The organism is Leptolyngbya sp. NIES-2104 (assembly GCF_001485215.1).
Taxonomy (GTDB): domain Bacteria; phylum Cyanobacteriota; class Cyanobacteriia; order Leptolyngbyales; family Leptolyngbyaceae; genus Leptolyngbya.
The window spans coordinates 3,425,089-3,438,295 of the sequence record NZ_BBWW01000001.1; the positions used below are offsets into that span (position 1 = coordinate 3,425,089).

General features: G+C 46.6%; 13 protein-coding genes. 9 read left to right on the forward strand and 4 right to left on the reverse strand.

The window, feature by feature from the left end:
• Positions 1–155: 155 nt before the first annotated feature.
• Positions 156–1,646, forward strand: coding sequence for a TM0106 family RecB-like putative nuclease (locus NIES2104_RS16165; protein ID WP_058999325.1), 1,491 nt, complete (start codon positions 156–158; stop codon positions 1,644–1,646).
• A complete protein-coding gene (locus NIES2104_RS16170; protein WP_058999326.1) occupies positions 1,646–2,422 on the forward strand; it encodes an MOSC domain-containing protein in 777 nt (258 codons plus the stop codon). Before NIES2104_RS16165 ends, NIES2104_RS16170 begins: the two co-directional genes overlap by 1 nt.
• A 192-nt stretch (positions 2,423–2,614) precedes the next feature.
• Here NIES2104_RS16170 and NIES2104_RS16175 read toward each other — a convergent pair whose 3' ends face one another.
• Positions 2,615–3,433: a nuclear transport factor 2 family protein gene (locus tag NIES2104_RS16175; protein WP_058999327.1), complete on the reverse strand. Its 819-nt coding sequence runs from the start codon at positions 3,431–3,433 to the stop codon at positions 2,615–2,617.
• Positions 3,434–3,571: 138 nt separating this feature from the next.
• On the opposite strand from NIES2104_RS16175, the gene NIES2104_RS16180 reads away from it, so the two are divergent.
• The 3 genes from NIES2104_RS16180 (at position 3,572) to psbA (ending at position 5,932) form a co-directional block, all read left to right on the forward strand.
• On the forward strand, positions 3,572–3,862 hold the full coding sequence (locus tag NIES2104_RS16180) for a hypothetical protein (protein ID WP_058999328.1): 291 nt from the start codon (positions 3,572–3,574) through the stop codon (positions 3,860–3,862).
• Positions 3,863–3,971: 109 nt separating this feature from the next.
• Positions 3,972–4,388: an ester cyclase gene (locus tag NIES2104_RS16185; RefSeq protein ID WP_059001806.1), complete on the forward strand. Its 417-nt coding sequence runs from the start codon at positions 3,972–3,974 to the stop codon at positions 4,386–4,388.
• Between the two features lie 461 nt (positions 4,389–4,849).
• Positions 4,850–5,932: a photosystem II q(b) protein gene (psbA, locus tag NIES2104_RS16190; RefSeq protein ID WP_058999329.1), complete on the forward strand. Its 1,083-nt coding sequence runs from the start codon at positions 4,850–4,852 to the stop codon at positions 5,930–5,932.
• 126 nt (positions 5,933–6,058) lie between these two features.
• Here psbA and NIES2104_RS16195 read toward each other — a convergent pair whose 3' ends face one another.
• Both NIES2104_RS16195 and NIES2104_RS16200 read right to left on the reverse strand, forming a co-directional pair.
• The gene (locus tag NIES2104_RS16195) at positions 6,059–6,634 is read right to left on the reverse strand and encodes a flavodoxin family protein (protein WP_058999330.1); all 576 of its coding nucleotides are present in this window, start codon (positions 6,632–6,634) and stop codon (positions 6,059–6,061) included.
• An 83-nt stretch (positions 6,635–6,717) separates the two neighbouring features.
• Complete coding sequence (locus tag NIES2104_RS16200) at positions 6,718–7,530, reverse strand: hypothetical protein (protein ID WP_058999331.1); 813 nt, start codon at positions 7,528–7,530, stop codon at positions 6,718–6,720.
• A 197-nt stretch (positions 7,531–7,727) separates the two neighbouring features.
• On the opposite strand from NIES2104_RS16200, the gene NIES2104_RS16205 reads away from it, so the two are divergent.
• The 4 genes from NIES2104_RS16205 to NIES2104_RS16220 all read left to right on the forward strand — a co-directional run bounded on the left by NIES2104_RS16205 (position 7,728) and on the right by NIES2104_RS16220 (position 10,606).
• Complete coding sequence (locus NIES2104_RS16205) at positions 7,728–7,979, forward strand: hypothetical protein (protein WP_058999332.1); 252 nt, start codon at positions 7,728–7,730, stop codon at positions 7,977–7,979.
• Positions 7,972–8,427 (forward strand): HNH endonuclease, encoded by a 456-nt coding sequence (locus NIES2104_RS16210; protein ID WP_058999333.1) that lies wholly within the window; start codon positions 7,972–7,974, stop codon positions 8,425–8,427. Before NIES2104_RS16205 ends, NIES2104_RS16210 begins: the two co-directional genes overlap by 8 nt.
• A gap of 201 nt (positions 8,428–8,628) precedes the next feature.
• Positions 8,629–9,711 (forward strand): class II fructose-bisphosphate aldolase, encoded by a 1,083-nt coding sequence (gene fba / locus NIES2104_RS16215; protein WP_058999334.1) that lies wholly within the window; start codon positions 8,629–8,631, stop codon positions 9,709–9,711.
• 259 nt (positions 9,712–9,970) lie between these two features.
• On the forward strand, positions 9,971–10,606 hold the full coding sequence (locus NIES2104_RS16220; RefSeq protein WP_058999335.1) for a lytic transglycosylase domain-containing protein: 636 nt from the start codon (positions 9,971–9,973) through the stop codon (positions 10,604–10,606).
• 116 nt (positions 10,607–10,722) lie between these two features.
• Here NIES2104_RS16220 and NIES2104_RS16225 read toward each other — a convergent pair whose 3' ends face one another.
• The gene (locus NIES2104_RS16225) at positions 10,723–12,942 is read right to left on the reverse strand and encodes a CHASE2 domain-containing protein (protein WP_058999336.1); all 2,220 of its coding nucleotides are present in this window, start codon (positions 12,940–12,942) and stop codon (positions 10,723–10,725) included.
• Positions 12,943–13,207: the final 265 nt, after the last annotated feature.

Sequence of the window (13,207 nt, forward strand, 5' to 3'; positions counted from 1 at the left end):
AATTTACACTTAAGCTTCTATTTATTTCGGATTGCTACGATGAGTAGGATCGAATTCAACATTGTTAATCGATCGTAATTTTCGATTTAGAATGAGACAGATTCGATACGTCTGATTGATGCCGCAGTCCGCCTAATTTTTGTTAAGTTGAAGGCATGATACTTACTGCTGATCTGCTGCTGAACTATCAACGCTGTAGTCGTCGGGCTTTTCTCGATCGATACGGGGATGCGGAACAAAAAGATCCCCCAAACGATTACCTGTTAAAGCTGATACAAGATAGTGCAGAAAATCGGCGGCAAGTGTTAGCAGACCAAGACCATCGCGCCCCTTCGTATAAGTCAGGCGATTGGCAGCGAGGCGCAGAAGAAACGTTAAGACTCATGCAGGCGGGAGTCGATCGAATTTATCAGCCTGTTTTAATCACCGAGGAAGAGAGCGTTACTCTCATCGCCAATCCTGACTTACTGATTAGACAGCCTGGTCAATCGATTTTTGGCGATTGGATTTATATTCCTTATGACATCAAATTGAGTAAGCGTCCAAAGCAGGAATATCAGATTGTCGTAGCTTACTTTGCCAAGGTGTTAGCGGCGGTACAGGGAGCTTGGGTCGAAGAAGCCTGGTTAGTTTTGAAAGAGCGCGGTGAGTTTGAGGTGGATTTGTGGGAAACAGTCCCACGCATGGAAGCGATTCTTTCAAGTTGTATTGATAGTTTGAAACACCGACAGGAACCGGAAGTGTTTATCTCTCGCAGTCGGTGTAGTTTGTGTCACTGGTTTAGTCACTGTTATGCGATCGCGAAATCCGAAAATCACCTTTCTCTACTTCCCGGTGTGACTCAATCCCGATATGTTCAACTGCAAGCCCTGAATTTAACGACTCTAGAAGCTCTCGCCGAAACGCCTCCTGCTCGACTCGAACCGATTCCCGGATTTGGCAGCGAAACGGCACATAAAATTGTAAGACAAGCTCGATCGACGTTGCAGAATGCCGCTCTTCTGGGTGAAAGTTTAGCAGCGCATACGATGGGAAAACGACCCTTCCGAATGCCTGAGATTCCCACAGCAGCGATCGAGATCTATTTCGATATCGAAGCAGAACCGAGTTTGAACCTGGTTTATTTACATGGAATATTGGTTGTCGATCGAATAAATCAAACCGAAACCTTCCACCCCTTGCTGGCAGAAACCCCCGAAGAAGAAGCGATAGTGTGGCAAAAATTGATTGACTTACTGTGGGCGTATCCGACTGCGCCCATTTTTCATTTTTGCCCCTATGAACTGCAAACTGTAGAACGCCTTGGAAAATTATTTGAGACTCCCGATGAATTAGTAAAACCTTTGCTGTCGCGATTTGTTGATTTGCATGATTGTGTGACTCAAACAGTTACTTTGCCTGTCGAAAGTTATGCTCTGAAACATATCGCTCGCTGGGTCGGTTTTGATTGGCGCGATTCGAGTGCGAATGGAGCGCAATCGATTTACTGGTACGCTCAGTGGTTAGCAACAGGCGATCGCAGTTACTTAGACTCGATCGTGATCTACAACGAGGATGATTGTCGGGCAACCTATCAAGTGAAAGAATGGTTGGTGAATTTCCTGGATCAGGCAATCGCCCACAATGAGTTGGGTTATGCAGTCTAATGACAAAGCTCGATCGCATTCTGATTTATCCAATCAAGTCTCTCGATGCTGTCTCGGTCAATCAAGCGAAGATTCTTCCGGGTGGATCTCTAGAGCACGATCGAGAATTCTGCATTGTCGATGAAAACGGGACTTGGGTAAACGGCAAACGAACGGCAAGAATTCATCAGATTCGATCGCAGTTCGATCTAAAAACGCGAATCGTCACGCTGTCGGTTCAGAATGATCAACCCGTCAGTTTCCATCTTGATCACGGTCGGAGCGGGATTGAAGGCTGGCTGAGTAATTATTTTGGGTTTCGAGTCTTTCTCAAACAAGATCTGAACACAGGATTTCCAGATGATCCGGTTTCTCCAGGACCAACATTAGTGAGTGTGGCAACGTTAGAGAAAGCGGCTTCTTGGTTTGAGGGAGTCACAGTTGAGAGTTTGCGATCGCGTCTCCGCTCGAATTTAGAACTTTCCGAAGTTCCCGCATTTTGGGAAGAGCAACTTTATTCAGCCGATGGAAGCCCGATCGCGTTTCAAATCGGGGAAGTTCAGATTCAAGGAATCAATCCTTGTGCAAGATGTGTCGTTCCGACTCGTGATGCAATTTCGGGCGATCGCTATCCACAGTTTCAGAAAGTATTCCTTGCTCAACGCAAAAAAGAATTACCCGATTGGGCAGCAAAAGAGCGATTCGATCATTACTACCGCATGGCAGTCAATACTCGAATCGCTCCTTCTGAATCTGGAAAGGTTCTCAAAGTTGGCGATACCTTGGAAGGTATTTGAAGATTCGTCGCTTTCCGCATGACCCGCCCCGGAATGGAATTCGGGGCTAACGGTGCGAAGTCCCTTCAGGACTCAAAACCATATCGCGCCTTCTCTTCAGTCCCCTTCAGTGGACTTCGTTCGATTAGCCCCGAATTCTATTCCGGGGCGAGACTGAATCGAAGCGAAAAGACTCGTAAAACTGACGTTTCTTTAACGTGCAGCGGGACGAGTTGAACCCCCCGCAACGACATTCAATCGCTGCGTCACCATCGTCATACCACCATGCCGAACCAGCACCGCAGACACCCATTGCGATCCAGCCGTACTCGGTGCTTTTCCAACCTTAAACAATCCACCAGAGTTCAACACATCTAAATCAGCGGTCGCAGGCTTGAGATATCCATTAGAATTCACAGACTCTTGAACGACCGCACCCAGTAACAAATCGCTTTCTAGCGGTTCTTGAACGATCGCATCAAAACTAAATTCCTGTCCGGTTCTCACTTGTTCGGGCAAATTCACTTTCACCGAAGGCGGTTTCTCTCCGGTTGTAACCTGATTTCTCTCAGAGAGAATGTCTTGCCGCACGATCGCTTGATTTTGGAACTGTTGGCGCGATCGCAGAGTAGCATCTAGTTTCACCTGCTGTCCATCTCGCGTCTGAGTTCCCGTAATCCGCGTCACGGTCACCGCCTGAAATCCATTCTGACTCGGCTCCCAGGATTGCAATTCTGTCTTATAAGTCAGCGTCGGATATTGTTTCCAAAGTTGCGTTAACGATTGTTCTAAACTCTGGCGATTCAGCCCATCAGAATGAGTGAAATTGGGACTGTAGAATTTGAGAACGTCTTGAATATTTCTGCGATTGGCAGCGGCATCAATTTGGGTGATTGCGCTTTTCAATTCTGCCGGAGCGGTTTCTGGAGTGGCAGCCGTCGCTCGATCGCTCTGAATCGAACCGGATGCGATCGCCAAACTCAATCCAAGCAGAAACAGAATTTGCAGCGGGGTAGACAATTTCAAGCGCATAGATACTCACCGAACAACAAGCTTCTAATCACTATACACGCGAATTCTCAGCCAGCCGAACGATCATCTACATTGAGGCTCTATTTTTATGCGATCGCACCGTTCTATACTTGGCCGACATTATTCAAGGTCTTAACTATGCTCACGTCGGCTCAATCCTCGCAGCTTCAACAATGTTTAGAACTCGCACGCGACATTCATCAGCATCAAGCAGCGATCGCGCAATTCACACAGTTAAGAGATTCGATCGTTGCCGATGAAGCCGCGAAAGCATTGATTGACGGCATTTGGGCAGAAGTGTTAGCGGCTCGTCGATCGTCTGCATTCTGGCAGCAAATGAGTGATGTCGAAAAAGATGTTTCAGAACGTCTCGCCCAAAATCATGTCCAACTTCAACAAAACTACCTTCGATTAATGCAGGAGATGTAAGCATCGACCGACCTCGATCCATTATGGGAACTTCAACCCCATCAATTGATAGATGAATTTCTGCGATCGAATTTCGATCATTGATCAATTGATGATTTGGGGACGCAAAATGGCTGTTGAAGAACAAAATAAAGCGGTTGTCCGGCGCTACTACGAAGAGGTGTTTAACCAAGGGCAGGAATCCGTCTTGGATGAAATCATTTCACCGGACTACTTGGATTATGGTCATAACCCACCAGGACGCGGCATTGAAGGCGCAAAACAAGATTTCCATAGTGGAGCAGCTTTTTTCAGTGATGCCCATTTTACGATCGACGATATGCTGGCGATGAATGATCAGGTCGTCGTTCGCTGGACTGGAACTCTAAAACACATCGGCGAATTCATGGGCGTTCCTGCCACAGGCAAAACTGTCACGCTCACGGGGATTAGTATGTACCGAGTCGCGGATGGCAAGGTGTTAGAAACTCGAAATGCCGTGAACTGGCTGGATCTGCTGCAACAATTAAATGCCGTTCCTGCTTAGTCAGGTGCAGGTACTCATCTTTGTGGGTCAGGCAAATTGCCTGACCTTTTTTGTGAATTAATTATTCCTACGAACTTTTCTAACCGTTTATCTCCCTTAGGAAATCTATCTGAATAAAATTAATAATTCGTTCAACTTTCTGTAACTACTATTTCATGAAGTAGTGTAAGTCCAAATGATTAAGAAGTTTATCAAAACAGGTAGTTAATCGCTGAAATTCCTAATTCTTCGTTGATTGAATCTTTATCTTAATACTTCTTAAGTTTTGGTAAATGCGATCGCTTCTTAACTACAAAATTCTGCGAAGAAATATTGCTAATTTTTGACATGTGCAGACACAAAATTTCATAAGCAGATACTAGAAAAATAAAGATAGATGTCCATAAAATGAGCGCAGGTAGATAACGAATTCCGAAGTCTACCGAATTTTATTTCTGTACATTCCAGTAATCATCAAAACCATGACCACAACCTTACAACGTCGCGAAAGCGGCAATGTGTGGGAGCGTTTCTGCAACTGGGTCACTTCAACCGACAACCGGGTCTATGTAGGCTGGTTCGGCGTGTTGATGATTCCCACCTTGCTCTCCGCGACCATCTGCTACATCATCGCCTTCATCGCTGCTCCTCCTGTGGACATCGACGGCATCCGTGAACCCGTTGCAGGTTCCTTGATGTTCGGTAACAACATCATCTCTGGTGCGGTTGTTCCTTCTTCTAATGCGATCGGTCTGCACTTCTACCCGATCTGGGAAGCAGCATCACTCGACGAGTGGCTGTACAACGGTGGACCTTACCAACTCGTGGTATTCCACTTCTTGATCGGCGTATTTGCTTACCTCGGTCGTCAGTGGGAACTCTCCTACCGCTTGGGAATGCGTCCTTGGATCTGTGTTGCTTACAGCGCTCCGGTGTCTGCTGCAACCGCAGTGTTCTTGATCTACCCGATCGGACAAGGATCGTTCTCCGACGGTATGCCCCTCGGCATCTCTGGAACCTTCAACTTCATGATCGTGTTCCAAGCAGAGCACAACATCTTGATGCACCCGTTCCACATGCTCGGCGTAGCTGGCGTGTTCGGTGGATCGCTCTTCTCGGCAATGCACGGTTCGTTGGTGACTTCTTCCTTGGTGCGTGAAACCACCGAATCTGAGTCGCAAAACTACGGCTACAAGTTCGGACAAGAAGAAGAAACCTACAACATCGTTGCGGCACACGGCTACTTCGGTCGGTTGATCTTCCAATACGCATCGTTCAACAACTCTCGCGCATTGCACTTCTTCTTGGGTGCATGGCCCGTTGTTTGCATCTGGTTCACCGCATTGGGTGTGAGCACGATGGCATTCAACCTGAACGGATTCAACTTCAACCAGTCGATCTTGGATTCTCAAGGTCGCGTGGTGAATACTTGGTCAGACATGATCAACCGTGCGAACCTGGGTATGGAAGTGATGCACGAGCGCAACGCTCACAACTTCCCGCTTGACTTGGCTGTGGGTGATCAAACACCTGTTGCAGTTCAAGCACCTGCCATCAACGGCTAATTAAAAAAGTGCGGGGGTTACTCCTGAAGCAACGCCCCACACCATAACCCTTGATTGAAAGAGATCCCTCGGCTTTGGTCGGGGGATTTCTGCTTTGATCTAGCTTACACTTAACAAAACTTAAAGTTAAGCCTTTTTCCAACGTTGAGCCGCGATCGCAATTCTTTCTCCATACAGTTCCGCAGTTTTCTGATCGCCTGGATCAAGCGTTGCAGGTGCGCCACTCATATCAGGAGTCGTCTGCCCCATCACGCCTAAATATGATCCCAACCGATTCACTGATCCATTATTCGGTTCTGCGTTTCCAATCCAGACCATACTGTGCTGAGCGGCATTGATTGCCAAATACAGTAATGTCCCTTGCTTATCACCGCTGTAACTTCCAGAGTGCGTGAATCCGCCAGCGACCTTATCTTTCCAGCCTTGAACGAACCAGACCGAGCTTGCCGCATCGATAAATGCTTTGAACTGAGCCGCGACACCCCCCATATAAGTCGGAGAACCAAAGACGATCGCATCTGACCCACTGAGTTTGTCTAACACCTCTTGATTCTGATACCGCCCTTCTACGATTTGATCTCCGGTAATTCGGATCAGTTCTGCGGTAGCTCCTTCGACTCGGTTAGTTCCTGCGGCAACTGCCTCTGCCATCAAGTGAGTGTGACCTTGCCCGGAAAAATAGACGATCGATACTTTTGTCATAATGTCACTACATCGATTATTTGAGTTCAAACAATACTATAAATGATTTTTCCGGGTTTGCAGATGGTGCGACCGCAAAAAACCTATTTTTCTGGTGCGAGTTTAACTAAGTTCTCAGCCTCTAAAGCTTGCCGTTGTTGACTTGTCAGAAATAGATAGCCTTCAACGCTTGAGCCGTCGTAAAGCTCGTAGAATTTTCCATCTGAAACAGTTTCAGCAACCGCACGATCAATCAGTGTCATGAACTCTGGGTCTAGCCAATCGCCATCAAATTTCAATTTGGTACTGTACCGAACTCCGTTCACGAAGAAAGATAGTCCTGCAACTCCTTTATCTAGATCGAATCCATCAGAAATTTGAGTTGGGTTAAATGCACCACGGGAAGCACTAGCAAATCGTTCTGTAAGAGCTTGATAAGGGTTCTCAAGATTTCCGGTTTCCCAATCGAAAGAAATCATAAGATCATCGAAAGCGGCGAGCAATTCGTAAGATGAATTGATGTACTGTCGTGCAATTTTCTGCTTTCCTTTTGCTTTTTGCTGTGGTGTGAGATGAGGGAGCAGACTGATTGCTTCAAATCGCTCAAGAATCGCTTGAATACGATCGCTAATTGCACCCGCTTCTTTCAACTGTTTCGCGATCGACTTTAATCGATTAACTTCTGCTTCACCCAGTTCACCAACAAAGACATACTCAGTAAAAGCTTGTTGAGGTAAATCAGGATTCAATCGACGTTCAGCCTGCCGACTCATAACATCTAATAGACTCGCACGATCCGATACGTTGCCTTGATTGATTTGATCCATCAAAATTTGATAATCCTGCTCTGTCAGAATTTTGTAGACCAGAAGCTTTTTCGCAATTTCGATTAGCTCTGTTCTCTGATGGCTCTTCATAGAATTGGATTGCGGAGGCGTAGACGCTTGGACAATCGTTGCACAAGTCGAAAGCAAGAAAAGACTGAGTACAAGAGTTCTAAACGTAAGTTTAACATTCAGCATCAGAGTCTAGAAACGCGATTGCATTATTCCTTCAATCTGTAGAGTTCACCGTTACGATATAGATATCAAACAGTAGCGTCAAATTATAAATTATGACGACATCACGAGCCTATGAAGAAGTGATTGACTTTATTGCTGCTGGGACAACTCCGAGCAATATTGTGAACTTCCAGCCTTCCAAAGAGACAAAGCAGCGCGTTGCAGAGTTGATTCAGCGTGAGAAGACGATCGGATTAACGCAAGACGAAACATCCGAGTTAGACCACTACATGCAGCTAGAACATTTGATGCGTTTAGCAAAAGCTCGCGCCCGGAAGCATCTTTCTGCACAGTCCTTTGAGTAATACTTACATCAGTGCAGAACTTCGTCGATTGGTGATTACAAGAGCAGAGAGACTATGTGAATACTGTCTGCTCCACGAGGACGATGTGTATTTCGGCTGCCAAGTCTATCACGTTATCAGCGAAAAGCATGGCGGTTTAACAGATGCAGATAACTTGGCTTTAGCTTGTACGACTTGTAACCGTAATAAGGGAAGCGATGTAGGCTCGATCGTACTGCCGCTAAACAGTGGAGTTTTCAGCCGCTTTTTCAACCCTCGAATCGATTTATGGCGAGAGCATTTTAGGTTAGACGATGCCGACGGAATTCGTATTGTCGCTTTGAGCAGTATTGGTGAAGTTACAGCAAGAATTCTTAAATTTAATGATACTGAGCGGTTATTAGAGCGGCAAACTTTGCGAGAGATTAACCGATATCCAACAAGAGAAGCGCTAAGCCGCCTTCGTTAAACAGGGAGAGATCGAGCTTTACACTGAGCTTAAAATTCTTATCTTATGAATTTCCCCAGCTCCAATCAGAATAACTAATAGCTATTTTTACCTAACAAAATTACAAATTCGACGATGAGAGAGACAGAAATTGCCTTAAGATTATCGTAACAATTAAGTTTGTAAAACTAGAACTTGCTGAGATAACCAGGAGAACTTGATATGGCGCTTGTCCCGATGCGGCTATTGCTGGATCACGCGGCTGAAAACGGTTACGGCATCCCTGCATTCAACGTCAACAACATGGAACAGATCCAATCGATCATGTTCGCAGCGAATGAAACCAACAGCCCAGTTATTCTGCAAGCTTCCCGTGGCGCTCGCAACTACGCGGGTGAAAACTTCCTTCGCCACTTGATCTTGGCGGCAGCGGAAACCTACCCGCATATTCCGATTTCCATGCACCAAGACCACGGTAACGAGCCTGCAACCTGCTACACAGCATTGAAGAACGGCTTCACCAGCGTCATGATGGACGGTTCACTCGAAGCGGATGCCAAAACTCCCGCCAGCTACGAATACAACGTCGCTGTCACCGCTGAAGTGGTGAAAGTGGCTCATGCGATCGGGGCTTCAGTTGAAGGTGAGTTGGGCTGTCTTGGATCGCTCGAAACCGGAAAAGGCGAAGCGGAAGACGGACACGGCTTTGAAGGTGAATTGGATCACTCGATGCTGTTGACCGATCCGGACGAAGCAGTTGATTTCGTTGAGCGGACTCAAGTCGATGCGCTGGCAGTTGCGATCGGTACCAGCCACGGTGCGTACAAGTTCACCCGCAAACCGACCGGAGAAATTCTCGCGATCAGCCGCATCGAAGAGATTCACCGTCGTCTGCCGAACACGCACTTGGTGATGCACGGATCGTCTTCGGTGCCTGAAGATTTGATCGCGATCATCAACCAATACGGCGGTGCGATTCCTGAAACCTACGGTGTTCCGGTTGAAGAAATCCAAAAAGGAATCAAATCGGGCGTTCGTAAGATCAATATCGACACTGATAACCGTTTGGCAATCACCGCAGCGGTTCGGGAAGCACTGCAAGCGAATCCGAAAGAATTCGATCCGCGCCACTTCCTGAAGCCGTCGATCAAGTACATGCAAAAAGTGTGTGCCGATCGCTATAACCAATTCGGTGCAGCCGGACAAGCAAGCTCGATCAAGCAAGATTCGATGGAACTCTTCGCGGTCAAGTACAAGAAAGGCGAATTGAATGCTGTGACCAACAAAACGGCAGCAGCAGTGTAAGCCTCGATACTAAATCTTAGAACTGGGTAGTTTCATCACTGCCCAGTTTTTTTGTGAGCAGTTTTAAGCGAAATTGCTGAAGCGATTTATTCCATTGTTCTGGATTGATAAATTATTATAATTTCGCTTCTGGAAATCTACTGAATTAGATTAGTAAATATCAAATTCACTGTACTGAACCTATCAGAAATTTGTATTGCATCAAGATGATGTGATGAATGAAGGTACACTCTTCAAAGTTTGTCTCACACGGAATTGAATGAGTTTGAATTTACACGCGAAACGGGCTTTCGCTCGATTTTATTTGCCTGAAATAACGAGCACGATCGTATTAACAATTGGACTCTCTAGTTGTGCAGTAACGGCGAATCCAGGAAGACTGTCGGCAAATCCGGTGCCAATTTCGTTTGATCAGCCGTTCAACGAAATTGAACCTGAGGTGATCTTAATTCGGCAGGCAATTATTGGTCAGGAAAGCGGCGCAAATTTTAGAGCAATTAATCCCCACTCTGGCGCTTTAGGTTACGCACAGATCATGCCGGAAAATTTACCGAGATGGTCGAAAGAAGCGCTGGGTTATGTGGTTTCAAAGCGGGATTTCTTAGCGCGTCCAGATTTGCAAATTGCGATCGTTGATTTCAAATTGAATCAATACTGGCAGCGCTCGATCGTTGCAAGTAATGGCAATGTGGCGATCGCGATTCAGCGAGTTGCATCCTGGTGGTACAGCGGCAAACCGGAGAAATATACGAATACTGCAACACAGTATTACAACGGGCATCGCTACCCGAGTATTGCATCTTACAGCAAATCGGTGTTGCGCCGATATCAGGCAATTTGGGATTCGCAGAACGCGATTCAACCAGGGGAAATGCAGCGCGATCGTGGTGTGTGATTTTGAACAATCAATCCATCCTGCGTTGACCCGACGACGTGTAGAGACGCGATTAGGAGCTTCGCTGCACCTTCGGTGTTCGCGTCTCTACGGGGGGTTTGCATCGGGGCGACGATTTATCGATCGGGCAGGATTTCCAAATGTTCAACCGGAATTTGATCGGCAAATGCAAACCGATTTTTTCCGGTTTTTTTGGCGTGATACATCGCCTCATCTGCGCGTTCCATTAATGACTCTAATTGATTGCCATGTTCTGGAAATAAAGCAATTCCGATACTTGTTGTCACCGATAATGTTTCTCCTGAGATGGCAAACGCTTGAGACAACGTACTCAGAATTTTTCGGGCAACTTGGGTCACATTATTCGTATCAGGAATGATGGGCAGTAATACGACAAACTCATCGCCGCCCAATCGCGCAACGATATCGCTAGTTCTCAAACATCCGGTCAAGCGTTTCGCAACGGCTTGTAAAAGTAAATCTCCGATCGCATGTCCCAACGTATCGTTAATCTGCTTGAATCCATCCAAATCAAGAAACATCAATGCAAAAATTTGATGGCTTGCTTTTGCCGTAATTAAGACTTCACTAATCCGCTCGTAAAGCAGAATTCGATTAGGTAATCCGGTCAAAGCATCATGATTCGCAATATAGTTCAAACGATCCTGAGATAAGCGTAATTCTGCATTTGATTGGGATAGTTCTTCAGCGGTTTGTCTGAGTTTTTCTTCGATCGTTTTACGCTGCGTAATATCCCGAATCACACCGACTAAAAATAAATTTCCTGCGGCATCTTTATGCAGCGATCGCTTTGTCGCAATCTTATAAGTTGTGCCATTGGTATCCGTAAATTCTTCTTCGTGTTCTCGTTCACTTTCATATCTCAACACCAGATCATCCTGTTGCCAGAACACATCCGCTTCATGTTCGGGAAAAACTTCGTGATCCGATTTTTCGATAATCTCCTCGATCGGCTTTCCCAGCAGTTTCGAGTATGCCTCATTCAGCACGATCCAGCGATGCTGTGAATCTTTGACGAACACCGGATCAGGAATCGAATTAATCACACGGTAGAGAAATTCTTTCGATCGCTTTAATTCTTCTTCAGAATGCGCGATCGCGGCAATCACCGCTGTCGATGAAGCCAATAGCGCAATTGCCGCTGGAATCAACGGCACAATCCAACCTGCTAAAAATAATCCATAGCAGATTCCAACCAATCCACTTCCCAACGCAAACACCGCAACTAGATTTCGTTGAGGCAGTCGAAGTCGCCAACTCACACCCGTTCCAATGAGTGCCCATGCCAAAATCCAAAGACAGTCGATCGACTCATTCCAAGATTTAAGCTGCGTCCGATTGTCCAGTACAGCACTCAAAATATCGCTGATAAAATTCGCCTGAATTTCAACCCCCGCAACGTGTTCAGGCGGATGATTAATACTGCCAGTGAACGGAGTCGCAGAATAATCTTTCAAGCTTGGAGCCAGTGAACCGATCAGAACAATGCGATCGCGCAGTTGAGCGGTCGAAACCTTTCCACTCATTACATCCTGCATCGAAACGGTGCGGAAATGCCCCGCTCCGCCCCGAAAATTCGACAAAATCTGATAGCCGCCTGCGTCCGCATTCACATAAACGCCATCACTGCCGCGAAATCGTTGAAATACAGCGCTCCCCAGTTGTAGCTGTTTGCGATCGTGCTTTGCCCCTTCTTCTTGAATGCCTTTTTCTTTGAGATACAGCAGCGCTAATTTCATTGAAAAACTGCGGTGTTTTTGTCTGTGTTCATCAAACCAGTACAGCAACGCTCGTCGAATTTTACGATCGCTGTCATACACCACATTGTTAAATCCCACCTGTCCCAGGCGATCTAGCTCTGGAGGTGGCGCGACTCCTTGCCAATCTGGATCATCAGGCATTTGCTGAATTCCGATCAGGTTCGGCATCGTTCTAAACGCCTGCACCAGTTCATCGTGTCCATTCAGCACGGGGACATCGCGATAGATATCTAAACCGATCGCCCGTGGTTGTGTGGTCTGAATCTTCTGGAGCAACTGCGCCAAAGTACGATCGCGAAAGGGCCATCCGTATTTTTGCAAATCTTCTTCTCGAACACCTACAATCACAATGCGATCGTCTACCGCTTCGGTTGGGCGCGTCCGGAAAAAGCTATCAAGCGTACTCAGTTCCCACGTTTGCAGCAGTCCCATCGATCGCAATCCGACGACACAGCCTGCGACTACAGTTGCAGGTAGCCAGATTTTGGCAGTGCGTCGGAGCTTGGTTGAAACGGTTTTCCACAATCCCTGATGTTGTTTCAATGGTTGCATCATTGCAGTTCACAGGTCAGACTTAACGGAACGCTTTGATCAGAAGCACGAAACGAACAGTTATCGAAACAACTCGGATCGGGGGGCGCGATCTGCCGTGTGTCGATTCTGTCATAACTTCATCGTCTAGCCGCAATTTCTTTATTTCACCTTTGCCAAACGCTTTGAGTGAGTGAGTTAGTTTGGGCAAGCAAGGGTCGGGTAAGTCGCCCTTGTAGGGGGTAGTCAGCGCAAGGGGGCTTGTCGTTGGCTACCCTTCTTTTCGGGA